Raw genomic sequence first — 19,481 nt, forward strand, 5'->3', positions numbered from 1 at the left:
GCACTGCTTCCGGCTTCGAGAATCGCCTCACCATCGTCAGATTCAACCCATCAGGCAACGCACCGCATCCAGGAGCTCATCATGTCGCGTCAGCAACAGGCACAGGAACTGCAACAGCAGTGGGAAACCGACCCGCGCTGGAAGGGCATCAAGCGCAGCTACTCGGCTGAAGATGTGGTGCGCCTGCGTGGCTCGATCCCGATCGAGCACACGCTGGCCCGGCGCGGCGCGGAAAAGCTGTGGCGCCTCATCAACGAAGAGCCGTTCGTCAACGCGCTCGGCGCACTGACCGGCAACCAGGCGATGCAGCAGGTGAAGGCCGGCCTGAAAGCCATCTACCTGTCCGGCTGGCAGGTGGCCGGCGACGCGAACGTCGCCGGCGAAATGTACCCGGACCAGTCGCTGTACCCGGCAAACTCGGTGCCGCTCGTCGTGAAGCGCATCAACAACACGCTGACGCGCGCCGACCAGATCCAGTGGTCGGAAGGCAAGAATCCGGGCGACGACGGCTACGTCGATTTCTTCGCCCCGATCGTCGCCGATGCGGAAGCCGGATTCGGCGGCGTGCTGAACGCGTTCGAACTGATGAAGGCCATGATCGAGGCCGGCGCGTCGGGCGTCCACTTCGAAGACCAGCTCGCGTCGGTGAAGAAGTGCGGCCACATGGGCGGCAAGGTGCTCGTGCCGACGCGCGAAGCCGTCGCGAAACTGTCGGCGGCGCGCCTCGCGGCCGACGTGATGGGCGCGCCGACCGTGCTGGTCGCACGCACCGACGCGGAGGCCGCCGACCTGATCACGTCCGACGTCGACGGCAACGACCAGCCGTTCCTGACCGGCGAGCGCACGGTGGAGGGCTTCTTCCGCACGAAGCCGGGCCTCGAGCAGGCGATCTCGCGCGGCCTCGCGTACGCGCCTTACGCCGACCTCGTCTGGTGCGAAACGGGCAAGCCGGATCTCGAGTATGCGAAGAAGTTCGCGGAGGCGATCCACAAGCAGTTCCCGGGCAAGCTGCTGTCGTACAACTGCTCGCCGTCGTTCAACTGGAAGAAGAACCTCGACGACGCGACGATCGCGAAATTCCAGAGGGAGCTCGGCGCGATGGGCTACAAGTTCCAGTTCATCACGCTCGCCGGCTTCCATGCGCTGAACTATTCGATGTTCAACCTCGCGCACGGCTATGCCCGCACGCAGATGAGCGCGTTCGTCGAGCTGCAGCAAGCCGAGTTCGCGGCGGCCGACAAGGGCTTCACGGCCGTCAAGCACCAGCGGGAAGTCGGCACCGGTTATTTCGACACGGTGACGCAGACGATCGAGCGCGAAGCGTCGACCACCGCGCTGCACGGCTCGACCGAGGACGAACAGTTCTTCGACGGCAAGAAGGTCGCGTAACGCGCACCCGGCGCCATGCCGATGCCCTGCCCCGTCCTGCGACGGCAAGGCATCGGCGACCGAATGAAAATCAGGGAGGAGACGGCAGGCGCACGATACCGATCGTGCGACCCGCCGCGCGGCCCGCGGGCCGCCAGCAACGACGCGCGCCGGCTCCGTCCGGCGCGCCCTTTTTTTGCGCCGGCGGCCGCGCCGCGTTACCGATAGACGATCACCGGAATTTTCGTATGGGTCAGCACACGCTGCGTCTCGCTGCCGATCAGCAAGCTGCCGAGCCCGCGGCGCCCGTGGGACGCCATGAAGATCACGTCGCAGCCGCCGCGTTCGGCCGCCTCGATGATGCCGAGATACGGCGACGGATGCACGCTCGTCCAGGTGTCGCAGTCGACGCCGGCAGCCTTCGCCGCCGATTCGACCTCGTCGAGATGCGCGCGCGCCTCGCGCTCGCTGCGCGCCCGGAAATCGGCGGGCGGCTCGATGATCACCTCGGAAAACGGCGAGTACGGATACTGCGGCAGGCACGCGTACGCCGTGACGCGCGCACCGACCGCCCGAGCCAGATCGATCGCACCGTCGATCGCCTTTTGCGACAGTTCGGAACCGTCGGTTGGAACGAGGATGTGCCGGAACATCGCGCCCTCCTTCGTCAGACGCACGCCGCGCGCCGCAATCCCGTCCGGGCCGGCCGCGACGCATCGGTCATGTCTCCTACGATTGTAGTGTGCGAAACCGCGCAACCGGCGCCGGCAGCGGGTTCGCCCTCATATCGGAAACGCGCGGGCACGCGCGGCCTACTCGCCCCAATATCCGGGCCGCTCGTAGGTGTGTTTCAGGTAGTCGAGAAACAGGCGCACGCGCAGCGGCAGATGCCTGCGTTGCGGAAACACCGCGTGGATGCCGATCGGCGGGGCGGCGAACGTGTCGAGCACGCTGACGAGCCGGCCGGCCGCGATGTCGTCGCCGACTTCCCACCACGAACGCCACGCGAGGCCGTGGCCGGCCAGGCACCACTCGTGCAGCACGGCGCCGTCCGAGCATTCCATCGTGCCGTTCACGCGGATCGACACGACCCCGTCGTCGTCCTGGAACGTCCAGCCGCGCTGCTGGTTTGCGTTCGCCGCCAGCGCGAGACAGTTGTGCCGCGCCAGCTCCGCGAGCGTGGCCGGCGTGCCGCGCCGTGCCAGATACGCGGGGGAAGCGACGCACACGCGGCGATTCTCGCCGAGCCTCAGCGACACCAGCGACGAGTCGGGCAGCTCGCCCAGCCGCACCGCGCAATCGAACCCCTCGTTGACGAGGTCGACCATCCGGTCGGACAGGTCGAGCGTGACCGATACGTCGGGATGCCCGACGCTGAATTCGGGCACGAGCGGCGCGACGTGCCGCCGGCCGAAGCCCGCCGGCGCGGAAATGCGCAGGTGGCCGCTCGCCTTGACGCCGCCGGCGGACACGCTCGCCTCCGCATTCTGCATGTCGTTGATGATCCGCTGGCAATCCTCGAGGAACGCCGACCCCTCGAACGTCAGCGTCAGCTTGCGCGTCGTGCGCACCAGCAGCTTGACGCCAAGCCGCTCCTCGAGTGCATCGAGGCGGCGGCCGATGATCGCCGGCGCGACGCCCTCCGCGTGCGCGGCCGCCGACAGGCTGCCCTTCGCCGCGACGGCGGCGAACGTTTCGATCTGCTTGAACCGGTCCATGACTCGCCAGGACGGCGTGGCCGCCCTTCGGATAGCTTAAACCGGTCAAGATTAGGTATATGAAAGTAAAAGATCAAGTGATGATTAGCCTCTTTTTTAGTCTCCACGAGCACGAATAGAATCGACCCGACCTCTGAAACTGGAGCGCAAGGCTATGTCGGCCACAACGACACTCTCCTCTCCCGACGCTATCCTCTTCGACGCATTCGGCACGTTGTTCGACGTGCATGCGGTCGTGGCCGCGGCCGAGCAGATGTTTCCCGGTCACGGGGAACGGTTGTCGCAGCTGTGGCGACGCAAGCAGATCGAATACTCGCAACTGCGCACGCTCGCCGATCCGGCCGGCGCCCGCTATCGCCCGTTCCGGGACATCACGCTCGACGCGCTGCGGTTCGCCGCGCGCGCGCTCGGCCTCGCGCTGAACAGCGCGGCCGAGAAGCGGCTGATGGACGAATATGCGTGCCTGTCCACCTATCCCGACACGGTACCCGCGCTGCGCAAGCTGCGCGCGCTCGAACCCAGGCCGCCGCTCGCGATCCTGTCGAACGGCAACCCGCAGATGCTCGACATCGCGATCAAGAGCGCCGGCATGTCCGGGCTGTTCGATCGCGTGCTGTCGGCCGACGCCGTGCGTGCGTACAAGCCGAGCCCGGCCGCCTACGCGCTCGGCACCGCCGCGTTCGGTCCGAACCCGCGCGGCATCGTGTTCGTGTCGTCGAACGCGTGGGACGTCGCCGGCGCCGCCTGGTTCGGCTACACGACGTTCTGGCTCAACCGCACGGGCGCGCCCGCCGAGGAACTCGGCGCGCCGCCCGACGGCACCGGCACCGGCATGGCCGACCTGCTCGCCTTTCTCGCCACCCCGGCTCCGTCCGGCAGACCCGCGAACCGCACGCGCCCCGGCCCGGGTGCATGACGCTCGCAACTGCCGCCTTCCCCCTTCACCGAAACCGCAACTGACCGACCAAGGAGATGAGACTCATGAGCACCCCGATCACGCTGCCGCAAGGCATGACGATCACCGGCGACATCAAGCCGGGTTACGAAGCAATCCTGACGCCCGAAGCGCTCGAGCTCGTCGCGGCGCTGCACCGCACGTTCGAACCGCGCCGCAAGGCGTTGCTGCAGGCGCGCGTCGAACGCACGAAACGCCTCGACGCGGGCGAGCGCCCCGATTTCCTGGCCGACACGCAGGCGATCCGAGAAGGCGACTGGAAGGTCGCGCCGCTGCCGGCCGACCTGCAATGCCGCCGCGTCGAGATCACGGGCCCCGTCGAGCGCAAGATGATCATCAACGCGCTGAACTCGGGCGCCGATTCGTACATGACGGACTTCGAGGATTCGAACGCGCCGAGCTGGACGAACCAGATCGACGGCCAGATCAACCTGAAGGACGCGGTACGCCGCACGATCTCGCTCGAGCAGAACGGCAAGTCCTACCGTCTGAACGACAAGGTCGCGACGCTGATCGTGCGCCCGCGCGGCTGGCATCTCGACGAAAAGCACGTGACGGTCGACGGTCAGCGCGTGTCCGGCGGCATCTTCGATTTCGCGCTGTTCCTGTTCCACAACGCGAAGGAACTGCTCGCGCGCGGCTCGGGCCCGTACTTCTACCTGCCGAAGATGGAGAGCCATCTCGAGGCGCGCCTGTGGAACGACATCTTCGTCGCCGCGCAGGAAGCGGTCGGTGTGCCGCGCGGCACGATCCGCGCGACGGTGCTGATCGAGACGATCCTCGCCGCGTTCGAGATGGACGAGATCCTCCATGAACTGCGCGAGCACAGCTCGGGCCTGAACGCCGGCCGCTGGGACTACATCTTCTCGGCGATCAAGAAGTTCAAGAACGATCGCGATTTCTGCCTCGCCGACCGTTCGAAGATCACGATGACGGTGCCGTTCATGCGCGCGTACGCGCTGTTGCTGCTCAAGACCTGCCACAAGCGCAACGCGCCGGCGATCGGCGGGATGAGCGCGCTGATTCCGATCAAGAACGATCCGGAAGCGAACGACAAGGCGATGGGCGGCGTGCGCTCCGACAAGCAGCGCGACGCGACCGACGGCTACGACGGCGGCTGGGTTGCGCACCCGGGCCTCGTGCCGATCGCGATGGAAGAGTTCGTCAAGGTACTCGGCGACCGGCCGAACCAGATCGCGAAGCAGCGCGACGACGTGCAGATCGAAGGCAGCAACCTGCTCGACTTCCAGCCGGAAGCGCCGATCACCGAAGCCGGCCTGCGCAACAACATCAACGTCGGCATTCACTACCTCGGTGCGTGGCTCGACGGCAACGGCTGCGTGCCGATCCACAACCTGATGGAAGATGCGGCCACGGCCGAGATTTCCCGCTCGCAGGTGTGGCAGTGGATCCGCTCGCCGAAGGGCGTGCTCGACGACGGCCGCAAGGTCACGGCCGAACTCGTGCGTGAATACACGAAGGCCGAACTCGACAACGTGAAGCAGTCGGTCGGCGGCAACACGCAGCCTTACGAGCGCGCCGCGGCCATCTTCGAACAGATGTCGACGTCGGAAGGCTTTACCGAGTTCCTGACGCTGCCGCTGTACGAGGAAATCTGACGACGCTGCGCGCTGCGAGCGGGGCCGGCCACACGCCGGAGCCGGTCGCATGCGCGGACGGCATCAAAAAAGCGCCCCTCGGGGCGCTTTTTCGTTGTCGACGGAATCGGCCCGCGCGACCGGTCAGACGGCTTCGCGCTCGCGCCGGTGCTGGACCCAGTCGCCCGACCCGATGCGCGGGCGCCCGGCTACCGCGTGCGCGGCGACCGGGTAATACAGGCATGCGTATTGCCGGCCGCCGAGTTCGACGGTCACGTCTTCGGGCTTGAACAGCGAGTCGACACCCGGATAGACGCGCTCGATCTCGTCGAGCACGGGAACGAGCCGGTCGTCGACCTCGTAGACATCGCCCCAGACCAGCGACGTGCCGGCCGGCGCGGCGATCATCCCCGGATACGTGCCGAAGTCGTAGAGTTCGCCCGACAGCGCCGCGGCGCCCAGCAACGTCGGCTCGGCAATCCCGTACCTTGCGGCCGCGCGACCGATGTCGTTGGCCTCGCCGTTTCTCAAGGTGCCGTAGACGAATACGTAACGCATCGTGATTCTCCTCTTTGATTCGCATGTTGCCGTGTTCGCACGCTTCGTGCGAAACCGCTCAAGCACGGATAGACCACGGCAACGGCCCGTTGGTTCGAACGCGCAAGCGCGCGCAGCCCCGCCGGTCGCCCGGATTCGCCGGGCCGCATGCAAAGTTCATTTGAACGCGGCATGATCGCCGGACAAACCGCCGCATGCGCTTGCGCGGCGCCTTCTACAATAACGGCATCGCTGCTGCGCTGCCCGTGTATCGCCCATGAATCCGCCCGTCCAAGCCGACGTATCGAACCCGTACGTCATCGACATCCCGCCCGAATTCGCGCCGACCGCCATCCATCCGATGCGCGTGCGCGCACGGCGGGTCGACGCCGGGCACCGCATCCCGCTGCACACGCATGCGTGGGCGCAACTCGCGTACGCATCGCGCGGCGTGCTGCGCGTCGCGACGACCGGCACGACATGGATGGTGCCGCCGTCCCGCGCGATCTGGGTACCGCCGCGCGTCACGCACGAAGTCGTGATCGTCGAGGAAGCGTATTTGCGCACACTGTACATCGACGAGTCGATCGTGCCGGGCGGGCTCGACGCATGCCGCGTCGTCGAAGTGACCGGGCTCCTGCGCGAACTGATCGTCGCGCTCGACGCCCGTGACCTGAATACCGCGCGCGAGCGCCTGCTGTGCGAACTGGTGCTCGACGAACTGAGTCACGCCGAACCGCTGCCGCTCGCGGTGCCGATGCCCGACGAAAAGCGGCTGCGCATGCTGTGCGAATCGGTACTCGCCCATCCGGCGCATGCGGAGTCGCTCGAACATTGGGCAAGCGAGGTCGGCGCGAGCACCCGCACGATTTCACGGCTCTTCAAGCAGGAACTGGGCGTGAGCTTTTCGCAGTGGCGCCAGCAGGCGTTGCTGGCGCGGGCAATCCCGCTGCTGAACCAGGGGCGCCCGCTGTCGCATATCGCGCGCGAACTCGGCTACCAGAGCCAGAGCGCGTTCTCGGCCATGTTCCGCCGGGCATTCGGCGAAAGCCCGCGCGCCTTCATGCTGCGCGGCTACGAGCACCGCGGCCCGGACGGCAGCCTCACAGGAGATGAGGCCGCGGACGACGACGCGATCGACGCCGTCGACTGACGGATCGACGCGCTTCGCATCGCCACGCCGTCAGACCGGCCGCACCATGTGGCGGATCGAGCCCAGTTGCGCGAGCCGCGACCCGGCTACCCGATAGCCCATGCGCAAATAGAGACGCGCGGCGGGATTGTCGACGAACACCCGCAGCTGCAATTCGTTCAGCCCGCGCGCACGCGCCCAGCGGTGCGCCATGTCGAGCATGTAGGTGCCGGCACCCTGGCCGCGATGACCGGCGGCGATCTGGACGTCGCGGATATGCAGTGAATCGCCCTCCTCGGTCACGCGCAGCACGCCGATGCGTTCGCCGTCGGCCTCGAGGATGAAATTCTCGGATTCGCGCCAGCTCGCGTAGAACAGGTCGCTGCGCCACACGAGCCCATGGCGCTTGTAGTAGCCGCCCATGTTGCCGTGCGTCAGCGCCTCGGCGAACGGAAAATCGCCAGCCTCCGCGGGCCGGAGCTGATAGAGGAGTCGCAGGTCGGTCGGATCGAGCATCGCGCAGGGGTCGAGAACGCACCCCGCCACGATAGCGCAGTCGCGTGCGGATGCAATCGCGGATTTCTCGTAGCGGGTTGCCGCCCGGGTGCGCGACGTGCCGTGCGCGCCGGAAATCGCGCAGGCGACCGCGACCACTTTGCCGTTTCGCCGTTTCACCCGCCGATGGGCGCAACCGGAAACGCAAATGAAAAAGCCCGCACAAGGCGGGCTTCTTCATTTTATGGCGGAGCGGACGGGACTCGAACCCGCGACCCCCGGCGTGACAGGCCGGTATTCTAACCGACTGAACTACCGCTCCAGCTTTCTGCACCCTCGCAGGCGTCGGTTACTTCCTGCGCGTTGCGCATTTCTACGAAACGCCGCTGAATCTGGCGTCCCCTAGGGGATTCGAACCCCTGTACTCACCGTGAAAGGGTGATGTCCTAGGCCTCTAGACGAAGGGGACTACGTACTGCCTACATCTTCAATATAAAAGCCCGTTCAAAAACATGCTTTGAACGGGCTTCGTTCTGGCGGAGCGGACGGGGCTCGAACCCGCGACCCCCGGCGTGACAGGCCGGTATTCTAACCAACTGAACTACCGCTCCAGCTTTCTGCACCCTCGCCTGCAGGACAACGTCACGTTCCTGCAAGCGCTGCGACACTTCTACGAAACGCCGCTGAATCTGGCGTCCCCTAGGGGATTCGAACCCCTGTACTCACCGTGAAAGGGTGATGTCCTAGGCCTCTAGACGAAGGGGACTACGTACTGCCTACATCTTTAATACAAAAGCCCGCTCAAAAACGTCTTGAACGGGCTTCGTTCTGGCGGAGCGGACGGGACTCGAACCCGCGACCCCCGGCGTGACAGGCCGGTATTCTAACCGACTGAACTACCGCTCCAGCTTTCTGCACCCTCACCCGCAGGACGTCGGTTACGTTCCTGCGCGTGTTGCGACATTTCTACGAAACGCCGCTGAATCTGGCGTCCCCTAGGGGATTCGAACCCCTGTACTCACCGTGAAAGGGTGATGTCCTAGGCCTCTAGACGAAGGGGACAAAATCTTTTCAGATCTGTCTGACTTTCGCTATTCACTTTTCAATCAACAGCGAAGGCCGAGATTCTAACTGCTTTGAATCATTTTGTGAAGCATTTATTACTACCACTGCTGCTTCGCAAATCAATCCAGCTTGTTCTGATGGTGGAGGTAAGCGGGATCGAACCGCTGACCTCTTGCATGCCATGCAAGCGCTCTCCCAGCTGAGCTATACCCCCTTGCAGAACAGAAATGAGATTATATGGACCAACTTTGAACTTGTAAATACCCTTTTTGCGATTCGAGCGAAATTTTTTGCGAAGCTGCCGCGAGGTCACGCATCGGCAGCTTCGCTCGCCCCGCATCTCAAGCCAGCGCCGCCTCGATGCGCGACACCACGGCATCGCGACCGAACAGCACGAGCACCGCATCGATCGACGGCGTATGCGTCGTACCCGCCACCAGCAGACGCACCGGCATCGCGAGTTGCGGCATCTTCAGCTTGTGCGCGCCAAGCGTCGCCTTCAGCGCGGCGGACACCGCCTCCTTCGTCCAGTCGGCCGCCTTCAGCGCGACGGCGAGATCGGCCAGCGCCGGCCGCACCGCGTCGGTCACGTGCTGCGCCAGCGCATCGGCGTCCGGCGCCGGCACACGGTAGAACATCGCGGCGCCTTCCGCGATCTCCTTGACCGTCGTCGCGCGATCCTTCATCAGCCCGACCACGGCGTCGAGTGCGGGGCCCGTCGCGAGCGCCGCATCGTCCACGCCGAGGGCAGCGAGGAACGGCCTGGCCAGCCCGGCCAGGCGCGCGTCGTCCGCTTCCTTGATGTAATGCGCATTCAGCCAGCTCAGCTTGCTGTGGTCATACTGCGCGGGCGACTTGCCCAGATGCTCGAGGTCGAACCATTCGACGAACTGTTCGCGCGAGAAGATTTCGGCATCGCCATGCGACCAGCCCAGACGCGCAAGATAGTTGACGACGGCTTCGGGCAGGAAACCCGCGTCGCGATACGCCATCACGCTCATCGCGCCATGCCGCTTGCTCATCTTCTCGCCCTGCTCGTTCAGCACGGTCGGCAGGTGCGCGTAGACCGGCGCCTCGCCGCCGAGCGCGTTCAGGATGTTGATCTGGCGCGGCGTGTTGTTCACGTGGTCGTCGCCACGGATCACGTGCGTGATGCCCATGTCCATGTCGTCCACCACCACGCAGAAGTTGTAGATCGGCGTGCCGTCCGGGCGCGCGATCACGAGGTCGTCGAGCTCTTCGTTCGAGATCTCGACACGCCCCTTCACGGCGTCGTCCCACACGACCGTGCCCGTCAGCGGATTGCGGAAGCGCAGCACGGGCTTGACGCCTGCCGGCGGCTCCGGCAGCACCTTGCCGGGCTCCGGGCGCCACGTGCCGTCGTAGCGCGGCTTCAGGCCCGCCTCGCGCTGGCGCTCGCGCAGCGCGTCGAGTTCCTCGGACGACATGTAGCACGGGTACGCGAGCCCCTTCTCGAGCATCTGCGCGAGCACCTCGCGATAGCGATCCATCCGCTGCATCTGGTAGATCGGGCCTTCGTCGAAATCCAGGCCGAGCCATTGCATTCCCTCGAGGATCGCGTCGACCGCCTCCTGCGACGAACGCTCGACATCGGTATCCTCGATGCGCAGCACGAACGTGCCCTTCATCTTGCGGGCGAACGCCCACGGATAGAGCGCGGAGCGGATGTTGCCGAGGTGGATGAAGCCGGTGGGACTCGGCGCGAAGCGGGTACGGACAGGACGGGTCATAAACGGTAACTCGGACGCCTGGGGCGCGTGAATGATTCGACGCGGGACGACGGCGGCAGCCCGGACAGCAATGGAGCCGGCGACGCCCGGAACGGGAAAGAAGCCGGAATTATACTCGCGACGGACATCGCGCCAAGGGCGCCGCTTGCTTTATGATGTGCGCGCCGCGGCCGCCAGCCGGCGCGGCGCCGGCCGCACGGGACCGCCGTGCGGCTGCTCGGAACCTATCGCCGCCGCGGGCCGTGTGACCCGCCGCCAAGTCGCCGGAGAATCATTCGATGTCGTCCCCTCGCCTGTCACGCCGCCACTTCACGATCGCGTGCGCGTCCGCCAGCCTCGCCGCCTGCACCTCGTTCGGCGACAAGTCCCGCCCCGGCAACCCGTCCGGCACCGCGCAGTCGCAAGACAAGCCCGTGAAGATCGGCATCGCGCTCGGCGGCGGCGCCGCCCGCGGCTTCTCGCACATCGGCGTGCTGAAGGCGCTCGAGGCGCGCGGCATCCCGGTCGAAATCGTCGCGGGCACGAGCGCGGGCTCGGTGGTCGGCGCACTCTACGCGTCGGGCATGAGCGCGCTGCAGATCAACAAGATCGCGCTCGACATGGATCAGGCGGCGATCAGCGACTGGGCGCTGCCGTTCCGCTCGCGCGGCCTCCTGCAAGGCGTCGCGCTGCAGAACTTCCTGAACAAGACGCTCAACAACCGGTCGATCGAGAAAATGGCGAAGCCGCTCGGCATCGTCGCGACCGATCTGCAGAGCGGTCAGCCGATCCTGTTCCAGCAGGGCAACACGGGGCTCGCGGTACGCGCGTCGTGCAGTGTGCCGTCGGTGTTCGAACCGGTGAAGATCGGCAACCGCGAATACGTCGACGGCGGCCTCGTCAGCCCGGTGCCCGCCTCGTATGCACGCAAGATGGGCGCGAACTTCGTGATCGCGGTCGACATCTCGGCACGGCCCGAGGGCGCGGCGACCGGCAACCCGATCGAGATGCTGCTGCAGACCTTCACGATCATGGGCCAGACGATCAAGACCTACGAGCTCGACAAATATGCGGACGTCGTGATCCGGCCGAACCTTGCGGCAATGGGCGGCAGCGACTTCAACCAGCGCAACGCGGCGATCCTCGCGGGCGAGGAAGCGGTCGCGCGCATCATGCCCGAACTGCAGCGCAAGCTCGCGGCGGCACGCAGCGTCGCCGCCGCATAAGAAGCACCCGATGTCCCGGGCCGGCGCGCACCGCCGGCCCGCCGCAGGAAGGCGGTACGGCATTCAGCCCGCCGCTTGCGCCGCCCAAAACAAAACACCCTGCCGCCTTTCGGTGACAGGGTGTTTCGATCCGGCCGGTTGACCGGCAAAGATCAGTTGTTGCCGTTCGCCGAATCGTCGCCGATCGTCGCGCGTACGCGCTGGCGCAGATCTTCGGGTTTCATCGGGAACTCCGATTCGATCCGGCGCGCGCCGGTGAACCGCTTTTCCCAGTAGCCGCTGTCGAGATCGTCTACGCGGATGGTGCTGCCCGTCGACGGCGAGTGCACGAACTTGTTGTCGCCGATGTAGATGCCGACGTGCGAGAACGTGCGGCGCATCGTATTGAAGAACACGAGATCGCCCGGCTTGAGGTTGCTCATGCTCACCTTCTCGCCGACGCGGCTCATTTCTTCCGCACGGCGCGGCAGCGACATGCCGAGGGTGTCCTGGAACACGTAGCGCACGAAGCCGCTGCAGTCGAGGCCCGAATCCGGCGAGTTGCCGCCCCAGCGATAACGCACGCCGATCATGTTCAGCGCGCTGACGACCACGTCGCCGGCCTTGCCGGCCATGCCGGACAGGAACGACTTCGCGCCGCCGCTCGACGGCTGTGCGCTGGTCTGCTGGAGGGAGGAACCCGACCCGTTCTGGGTCGAATTCGTGACATTCTGGTTAAAACTGCTGACTTCGTCGGCGAACGCGCCGGAAGCTGCTGCGAACAGGGCGCCGATGAACAGCCCGGCGACGGTGCGCGCGCATGCCTGGGTCAGGGATCGATGCTGCATTGGTCGATGGAATTTGCTTAAAAATCAGCTGATTGGCGGAAAATTTCGGTCGATACTAGCCAGCGCGTAATCGTTTGTCAAAACAAATTAATAAATACAATCGAGATGGTCAGACCATTGGCGGCTTATCACGCTTTCCAGACCGCTTTCAATAGTTTTTGTGTGTAAGGATGTGACGGTGTGGTAAAGATGTCGGTTACGTCCCCCGACTCGACCACGGCGCCGTCCTGCATCACCGCGACGCGGTGCGCCATCGCCCCGATCACCTCCAGGTCGTGGCTGATGAATACATAGCCGAGGTTGTATTTTCGTTGCAGGTTCGCGAGCAGTTTCAGCACCTGCTGCTGGATCGACACGTCAAGCGCGGAGGTCGGCTCGTCGAGGATCAGGATGCGCGGCTCCAGCACCAGCGCGCGCGCGATCGCGATCCGCTGACGCTGCCCGCCCGAGAATTCATGCGGATAGCGATGCAGCACCGTACGGTCGAGGCCGACTTCGCGCAGCACCGCGAGCGACTTCGCGCGGCGCGCATCGGGCGTCAATTCCGGGCGATGCAGCTCGAGCCCCTCGCCGACGATCCGCTCGATCGTGTGACGCGGCGAAAGCGAACTGAATGGATCCTGAAAGACGACCTGCATGTTCGAGCGCAGCGCGGCCCGTTCGCGGCCGCGATAGGTCGACAGCGCGCGCCCCTGGAACTCGATCTCGCCGCCGGCCGTCTTCTGCAGCCCGAGCAGCGCCATCGCGAGCGTCGACTTCCCGGATCCGGATTCGCCGACGATACCGAGCGTTTCGCCCTGCCGCACCGACACCGACACGTCGGCAACGGCCGTCACGGGCACCGTGCCGAACCAGCCCGCGAAGCCCGGCCGCTTGCGTGCGAACTGCACGCTCACGTGGCGCGCGTCGAGCACCACGGGCGCGATCGGCATCACCGGCGCGACCGCGCGTTGCGGCCGGCTGTTCAGCAGCCGCTGCGTATACGGATGCTCGGGTTCCGCGAAGATCCGCTCGACCGGCCCGCTCTCGACGAGCCGGCCGTGCTCCATCACCGCGACGCGCTGCGCAAAGTGCCGCACCAGATTCAGGTCGTGCGTGATCAGCAGGATCGCCATCCCGCGCTTTTCCGCTTCGTCGCGCTGCAGTTCCAGCAGCAGGTCGACGATCTGCGCGCGGATCGTCACGTCGAGCGCGGTGGTCGGCTCGTCGGCCAGCAGCAGGCGCGGCCGGCACGCGAGCGCCATCGCGATCATCGCGCGCTGCCGCTGGCCGCCCGACAACTGGTGCGGATAACTGTCGACGCGCCTCTCCGGCTCCGCGATGCCCGTGCGCGCCAGCAGCGCGATCGCGCGCTTGCGCGCCTCGACGGCCGACACGCCGTCGTGCAGCACGATCGTCTCGCCGATCTGCACGCCGATCGTATAGAGCGGGTTGAGCGCCGTCATCGGCTCCTGGAAGATCATCGCGATGTCCGAGCCGCGCAGCCCGCGCATCTCGCGCTCGCTCTTGCCCGTCAGGTCCTGCCCCGCGAAGCGGATCGCGCCGCCGACTTCGGCGTCGCGCAACAGGCGCAGGATCGACAGCGCGGTCACGCTCTTGCCCGACCCCGATTCGCCGACGAGCGCGACGCGCTCGCCGCGGCCGATCGCGAGCGTCACGTCCTCCACCGCGACCGTGTCGCCGAAGCGCACGTGCAGATGTTCGAGCGACAGCAGCGGCTCGTGCTGCGTCGATACGACCGCTTCGCTCATCGCTGCCCCCCCGCCGCGCGCACCGACGCGGCGATGCGCGTATCGAGCGCGTTGCGCAGCGCGTCGCCCATGAATGTCAGCAACAGCAGCGTCGCGACCAGCACGCCGAACGTCGACAGCGAGATCCACCAGGCGTCGAGGTTGCCCTTGCCCTGCGCGAGCAGCTCGCCGAGGCTCGGCGTTGGCGGCGGCACGCCGAGCCCGAGAAAATCGAGGCTCGTGAGCGCGAGGATCGAGCCGCTCATCCGGAACGGCAGGAACGTGATCACCGGCGTGAGGCTGTTCGGCAGCACATGGCGCCAGATGATCTGCCAGTTCGTGAGCCCCATCGCGCGCGCGGCGCGCACGTAGTCCTGCGTGCGGTTGCGCAGGAATTCCGCGCGTACGTAATCGGCGAGCCCGATCCAGCCGAACAGCGACAGCAGGACGATCAGCAGCAGGAAGCTCGGCTCGAAGATCGACGCGAAGATGATCAGCAGATACAGCTCCGGCAACGAACTCCAGATCTCGATCAGCCGCTGCCCGACGATGTCGATGCGGCCGCCGAAGAAGCCCTGCACGGCGCCCGCGGCAATCCCGAGCAGCGTGCCGATCACGGTCAGGATCAGCCCGAATTCGACCGACACGCGGAACCCGTACACGAGCCGCGCGAGCAGGTCGCGCCCCTGCGCGTCGGTGCCGAGCCAGTTCGCGCGCGACGGCGGCGCGGGGTTCGGCACGTTCGAGAAATAGTTCAGCGTGTCGTAGTAGTAACGGTTCGGCGGGTAGACGACGAAGTTGCCGGGCGCCTCGAGCCGTTGACGCACGTACGGGTCGAGATAGTCGGCCGGCGTCGGGAAGTCGCCGCCGAATGTCGTCTCCGGATACGCATGGAACAGCGGGAAATAGTACTGGCCGTCGTAGCGCACGACGAGCGGCTTGTCGTTCGACCACAGCGGCGCCGCGAGGCTTGCGGCAAAGGCCACGACGAAGATCACGAAACTCCAGTAGCCGAGACGCTGCTGCCGGAAGCGCTGCCACACCCGGCGCGCGGGCGACGGCGACACGCGTGCGCGCGCCGCGTCGATGCGGGGAGACACGACGGCCCGGTTCATCGCGCACCTCGCCCGGTGGCGCCGGGCATGCAGACGGACGGTTTCATGTCAGCGCTCCAGGTTGTCGAATTGAATGCGCGGATCGACCCACACATAGCAGAGATCGGAAATCAGCTTGGTCGCGAGCCCGATCAGCGTGAACAGGTACAGCGTGCCGAGCACGACCGGATAGTCGCGGCGCACGACCGACTCGTACGACAGCAGCCCGAGACCGTCGAGCGAGAACAGCGTCTCGATCAGCAGGCTGCCCGTGAAGAACGCGCCGATGAACGCGGCGGGGAAGCCGACGATCAGCGGCAGCATCGCGTTGCGGAACACGTGCTTCCACAGCACGCTGCGCTCGGAGAGCCCTTTGGCGCGCGCGGTCAGCACGTATTGCCGACGGATCTGGTCGAGGAACGCATTCTTCGTGAGCATCGTGACGACCGCGAAGCTGCCGACGACCGACGCGGCGATCGGCAGCGCGATGTGCCACAGGTAGTCGAGCACCTTGCCGACGAGCGACAGTTGCGCGAAGTTGTCCGACGTGAGGCCGCGCAGCGGAAAGAGCTGCCAGAACGAGCCGCCGCCGAACAGCACGAGCAGCAGCACGCCGAGCACGAAGCCCGGGATCGCATAGCCCACCAGCACGACGAGGCTCGTCGCAACGTCGAACGGCGAACCGTTGCGCACGGCCTTGGCGATGCCGAGCGGCACCGATATGAGGTACGTGAGGAAGAACGTCCACAGCCCGATGCTGATCGATACGGGCAGCTTCTGCACGACCAGCGACCACACGCTCTGGTGGCGGAAGTAACTGTCGCCGAGATCGAAGCGCGCGAAGCGCTTGAGCATCAGCCAGTAGCGTTCCAGCGGCGGTTTGTCGAAACCGTACAGCGCCTTGAGCTGCGCGAGTTGCTGCGCGTCGACGCCGGTGTGCGCACGCATCCCGAACGGCACCGCGCCCTGCTCCGTCGCGCCCTTGCGCAATTCCTGCACGGCCTGTTCGACCGGGCCGCCCGGCACGAACTGGATCACCGCGAACGTGAGGGTCAGCACGCCGACGAGCGTCGGGATCATCAGCAGCAGGCGTTTGAGGATGTAGCTCCACATAGGGCGTCGACTCGCGATCGGTAGGCGGGGTTGGACGAAGGGCCGGCGCGGCTCAGTGATCGGGCTTCGCCCACCACGTCGACACGACCCAGCCCTCGGCCGAATAGTACAGCGGCAGCGTCTGCGGATACGCGAGCGTGCGCTTGTACGCGATCCGGTGCGTCGTGCTGTACCACTGCGGGACCGCGTAGTAGCCGTGCATCAGCACGCGGTCGAGCGCGTGCGTCGCGTCGAGCAGGTCTTCGCGCGTCTGCGCGGCGCCGAGCGCCTCCAGCAGCGCGTCCACGGCCGGCGACTTCAGCCCGATGACGTTGTCGGAGCCCGGCTCGTCGGCGAACTTGCTGGCGTAACGCGAATATTGCTCGGCGCCCGGCACCTGCACGCCCGGCAGCCGGATCGTCGTCATGTCGTAGTCGAATGCGTCGAGGCGCTTTTGCAGCAGTGCGAAATCGGCCGTGCGAAAGCTTACGTCGATGCCGAGCTTCGCGAGGTTGCGCCGATAGGCCGTCACGACGCCTTCCATCGCCCCGCCCGCATCGTCGAGGATCTCGAACGTGAACGGCTCGCCTTTCGCGTTGCGCAGCGCGCCGTCGCGATAGGTCCAGCCGGCCTGTGCGAGCAGTGCGCGCGCCTTCAGCAGGTTTGCGCGCAGCGAGCCCGGCGGGTTCGTGTCCGGCTGCGTGACCATCGGGCCGAACACCGCCGGGTCGAGCTGCGCGCGCAGCGGCTCCAGCAGCTTCAACTCGCCCGCGCCCGGCGCGCCGGTCGCCTGCAGGTCGGTGTCGGCGAAATAGCTGTCGAGCCGCGTGTACGCACTGTAGAACAGCTGCCGGTTCAGCCATTCGAAGTCGAACGCGAGATCGAGCGCCTGGCGCACGCGCACGTCGCGGAACAGCGGCCGGCGCAGGTTCATGAAGAAGCCCTGCATGCCCGCGCCGTTATGCTGGCGGAATTCGCGCTTGACCAGCTCGCCGCTGTCGAACCGCTTGCCGACGTCGCGCCGCGTCCAGTTGCGCGCGATGTACTCGACGAGCACGTCGTATTCGCCGGCCTTGAATGCCTCGAGCCGCGCGACCCCGTCGCCGTACAGCTTGTAGACGATCCGCTCGAAGTTGTTGGTGCCGATCCGCACCGGCAGGTCGGCGCCCCAGTACGCGGGGTTGCGCCGATAGGTGATCGTGCGGCCGTTGTCGTAGCGCTCGATCACGTACGGGCCGCTGCCGATCGGCTGCTCGAATGCGAGCTGGTCGAACGGGATGCGCGAGCCGTCCGCGCGCAATCCCCACTTGCGCGAAAACACCGGCACGCCGCCCGCGATCAGCGGCAACTCGCGATTCGCGCTGCGGAATTCGAAGCGCACGGTGGCCGGATCGACGACCACGGCCTTCGTGATCTCCGCGAAATACGCGCCGAACTGCGGCGCGGCAAGCTTGCTTTTCAGCGTCTCGAACGAGAACCTGACGTCGTCGGCCGTGACCGGATCGCCGTTGGAAAAGCGCGCGCGCGGATTCAGGTGGAACGTGACCGACCGGCGATCCGGTGCGACCGCGATGTCGTCCGCGAGCAGCCCGTACGCGGACGCCGGTTCGTCCGAGCTGCCCGTTGCAAGGCTCTCGAACAGCATGTCGATGCCCGGCGCCGGATTGCCGCGCATCGTGAACGGGTTGAACTTGTCGAACGACGTCAGCCGGTTCGGGTTTGCGAGCACGAGCGTGCCGCCCTTCGGCGCGTCGGGATTGACGTAGTCGAAATGCTTGAAGCCCGGCGGATACTTCGGCTCGCCGTACTGCGCGATCGCGTAGGCTGCGTGTGCGGCCGTCGCGGCCAGCAAGGCCTGCGCCACGCACACCGCGGCGATCCGGCCGGCGGCCCGTACGGCGCGCCACGCGCCGAAACGGGCTCGCGTGGCGGCGGCCCGGGGCGAACCCTTCGTCATAGAGGCCCTGTCGGTCGAATGAGGGTAGTAACGAAGGACGATTCTACCCATTCAACCCGGCGAGCCAAAAGAAAACCGCCACGCGGGCGGTTTCATCGTGCGCGGACGGCGCACGCATCACGCGCGCGCAACCCCTCGATCAGTGCCAGCCGTTGTGGCGGCCGTTATCCCAGTGACCATGCCCGCGATCCCAGCCGGGACGGCCGCCATGACGGCGATACCACTCGTCGCGGCCCCAGTAGCGCCGGCCGTCCCAGTAGCGGTCGCCGTGCCAGCCGATCACGATCGCCGGGGCCGGCGCGTAAACCGGCGCCGGCTGGTAGATGACCGGCGGCGGCGGCGGCGCATATACGGGCGCGGGTGCGACGTAAACCGGAGCCGGTACGCCGACATTGATCCCGACACTGACACCCGCCATTGCTGCGCCCGACACGAGCAAGGCCGCCATACCGGTCAAGAGCGAGGCAACACGCAAGGTCTTCATGGATTCCTCTTTGGGGTTGTTTGATGTGTGATTCGACTATAACGGCAAGCGCCGCCGCCGCATATTTCCAGTTTGTAAGAACTGATGCGCGGCATCGCAACCCGACGTACCCGCTAACGTCTTGTAACAATCAGCGGGCCGGCGCGAAGGCGTCATCGCCCTGCCGCCCACGGCCCGGGCCGTTCCGCGGCCGCGCCGAATCATACCGTCCGCGCGCGCCGGCGCCGCGCCGCGGACGAAAAAAAAGCGGCACTCGCGTGCCGCTTTCCCGGATGGCGCCTTGCGCCGCGATGCCGCTCAGCGCGACATCATGTTCATGCTGACGTTGTGCATCACCCACAGCGTGCCGACGATCAGGATCGCCGCCGTGAGCACCGTATAGCTGAACGCCATCACGTTCCAGCGCTGGCCCGACGAGCTGTTCATGTGCAGGAAGTACACGAGGTGCACGATGATCTGCACGAACGCGAGCA

General features: G+C 66.3%; 17 protein-coding genes and 7 tRNA genes. 5 read left to right on the plus strand and 19 right to left on the minus strand.

The window, feature by feature from the left end; all coding sequences use genetic code 11:
- Positions 1-81 precede the first annotated feature (81 nt).
- Positions 82-1,389, plus strand: coding sequence for an isocitrate lyase (gene aceA / locus GQ56_RS0114805; RefSeq protein ID WP_031399396.1), 1,308 nt, complete (start codon positions 82-84; stop codon positions 1,387-1,389).
- A 197-nt stretch (positions 1,390-1,586) separates the two neighbouring features.
- On the opposite strand, the gene GQ56_RS0114810 is transcribed toward aceA, so the two are convergent.
- Positions 1,587-2,021 (minus strand): universal stress protein, encoded by a 435-nt coding sequence (locus tag GQ56_RS0114810; protein WP_031399397.1) that lies wholly within the window; start codon positions 2,019-2,021, stop codon positions 1,587-1,589.
- A gap of 159 nt (positions 2,022-2,180) precedes the next feature.
- Positions 2,181-3,086: a LysR family transcriptional regulator gene (locus GQ56_RS0114815; RefSeq protein ID WP_031399398.1), complete on the minus strand. Its 906-nt coding sequence runs from the start codon at positions 3,084-3,086 to the stop codon at positions 2,181-2,183.
- Positions 3,087-3,240: 154 nt separating this feature from the next.
- On the opposite strand from GQ56_RS0114815, the gene GQ56_RS0114820 reads away from it, so the two are divergent.
- Positions 3,241-4,002 (plus strand): haloacid dehalogenase type II, encoded by a 762-nt coding sequence (locus GQ56_RS0114820; RefSeq protein ID WP_031399399.1) that lies wholly within the window; start codon positions 3,241-3,243, stop codon positions 4,000-4,002.
- A 65-nt stretch (positions 4,003-4,067) separates the two neighbouring features.
- Positions 4,068-5,660: a malate synthase A gene (gene aceB, locus GQ56_RS0114825; protein WP_031399400.1), complete on the plus strand. Its 1,593-nt coding sequence runs from the start codon at positions 4,068-4,070 to the stop codon at positions 5,658-5,660.
- A 123-nt stretch (positions 5,661-5,783) separates the two neighbouring features.
- Here the strand turns inward: aceB and GQ56_RS0114830 are convergent, their stop codons facing one another.
- The gene (locus tag GQ56_RS0114830) at positions 5,784-6,197 is read right to left on the minus strand and encodes a gamma-glutamylcyclotransferase family protein (protein ID WP_031399401.1); all 414 of its coding nucleotides are present in this window, start codon (positions 6,195-6,197) and stop codon (positions 5,784-5,786) included.
- A 256-nt stretch (positions 6,198-6,453) separates the two neighbouring features.
- Between GQ56_RS0114830 and GQ56_RS0114835 the strand changes: the two genes are divergently transcribed.
- The gene (locus tag GQ56_RS0114835) at positions 6,454-7,329 is read left to right on the plus strand and encodes an AraC family transcriptional regulator (protein ID WP_031399402.1); all 876 of its coding nucleotides are present in this window, start codon (positions 6,454-6,456) and stop codon (positions 7,327-7,329) included.
- A 30-nt stretch (positions 7,330-7,359) separates the two neighbouring features.
- On the opposite strand, the gene GQ56_RS0114840 is transcribed toward GQ56_RS0114835, so the two are convergent.
- The 9 genes from GQ56_RS0114840 to gltX form a co-directional block, all read right to left on the minus strand.
- On the minus strand, positions 7,360-7,824 hold the full coding sequence (locus GQ56_RS0114840) for a GNAT family N-acetyltransferase (protein ID WP_031399403.1): 465 nt from the start codon (positions 7,822-7,824) through the stop codon (positions 7,360-7,362).
- 224 nt (positions 7,825-8,048) lie between these two features.
- Positions 8,049-8,125, minus strand: a tRNA-Asp gene (locus tag GQ56_RS0114845).
- A gap of 71 nt (positions 8,126-8,196) precedes the next feature.
- Positions 8,197-8,272 (minus strand) — tRNA-Glu (locus GQ56_RS0114850).
- A gap of 65 nt (positions 8,273-8,337) precedes the next feature.
- Positions 8,338-8,414, minus strand: a tRNA-Asp gene (locus GQ56_RS0114855).
- A 79-nt stretch (positions 8,415-8,493) separates the two neighbouring features.
- Positions 8,494-8,569, minus strand: a tRNA-Glu gene (locus GQ56_RS0114860).
- 63 nt (positions 8,570-8,632) lie between these two features.
- Positions 8,633-8,709, minus strand: a tRNA-Asp gene (locus GQ56_RS0114865).
- Between the two features lie 80 nt (positions 8,710-8,789).
- Positions 8,790-8,865 (minus strand) — tRNA-Glu (locus GQ56_RS0114870).
- 141 nt (positions 8,866-9,006) lie between these two features.
- Positions 9,007-9,082, minus strand: a tRNA-Ala gene (locus GQ56_RS0114875).
- Between the two features lie 127 nt (positions 9,083-9,209).
- Positions 9,210-10,619: a glutamate--tRNA ligase gene (gene gltX / locus GQ56_RS0114880; protein ID WP_031399404.1), complete on the minus strand. Its 1,410-nt coding sequence runs from the start codon at positions 10,617-10,619 to the stop codon at positions 9,210-9,212.
- Between the two features lie 278 nt (positions 10,620-10,897).
- Here gltX and GQ56_RS0114885 point away from each other — a divergent pair, with 278 nt between their 5' ends.
- Positions 10,898-11,824 carry a patatin-like phospholipase family protein gene (locus GQ56_RS0114885; RefSeq protein ID WP_031399405.1) on the plus strand — a complete coding sequence of 309 codons (927 nt, stop codon included), beginning with the start codon at positions 10,898-10,900 and terminating at the stop codon, positions 11,822-11,824.
- A 152-nt stretch (positions 11,825-11,976) separates the two neighbouring features.
- Here GQ56_RS0114885 and GQ56_RS0114890 read toward each other — a convergent pair whose 3' ends face one another.
- The 7 genes from GQ56_RS0114890 to GQ56_RS0114920 form a co-directional block, all read right to left on the minus strand.
- A complete protein-coding gene (locus tag GQ56_RS0114890; RefSeq protein ID WP_031399406.1) occupies positions 11,977-12,651 on the minus strand; it encodes a C40 family peptidase in 675 nt (224 codons plus the stop codon).
- 128 nt (positions 12,652-12,779) lie between these two features.
- Positions 12,780-14,402: an ABC transporter ATP-binding protein gene (locus GQ56_RS0114895; RefSeq protein WP_031399407.1), complete on the minus strand. Its 1,623-nt coding sequence runs from the start codon at positions 14,400-14,402 to the stop codon at positions 12,780-12,782.
- Entirely contained in the window at positions 14,399-15,496 is a 1,098-nt protein-coding gene (locus GQ56_RS0114900; RefSeq protein WP_031399408.1) for an ABC transporter permease, read from the minus strand. Before GQ56_RS0114900 ends, GQ56_RS0114895 begins: the two co-directional genes overlap by 4 nt.
- A 48-nt stretch (positions 15,497-15,544) precedes the next feature.
- Positions 15,545-16,588 (minus strand): microcin C ABC transporter permease YejB, encoded by a 1,044-nt coding sequence (locus GQ56_RS0114905; RefSeq protein WP_031399409.1) that lies wholly within the window; start codon positions 16,586-16,588, stop codon positions 15,545-15,547.
- Between the two features lie 52 nt (positions 16,589-16,640).
- Positions 16,641-18,524, minus strand: coding sequence for an extracellular solute-binding protein (locus GQ56_RS0114910; RefSeq protein WP_031399410.1), 1,884 nt, complete (start codon positions 18,522-18,524; stop codon positions 16,641-16,643).
- Between the two features lie 139 nt (positions 18,525-18,663).
- Positions 18,664-19,008 (minus strand): hypothetical protein, encoded by a 345-nt coding sequence (locus GQ56_RS0114915; protein ID WP_031399411.1) that lies wholly within the window; start codon positions 19,006-19,008, stop codon positions 18,664-18,666.
- A 297-nt stretch (positions 19,009-19,305) separates the two neighbouring features.
- Positions 19,306-19,481, minus strand: a 176-nt coding sequence (locus tag GQ56_RS0114920; RefSeq protein WP_031399412.1) for a cytochrome o ubiquinol oxidase subunit IV, incomplete at its 5' end; no start/stop codon positions are given.

The sequence above is a fragment of the Burkholderia paludis genome (genome assembly GCF_000732615.1).
Taxonomy (GTDB): domain Bacteria; phylum Pseudomonadota; class Gammaproteobacteria; order Burkholderiales; family Burkholderiaceae; genus Burkholderia; species Burkholderia paludis.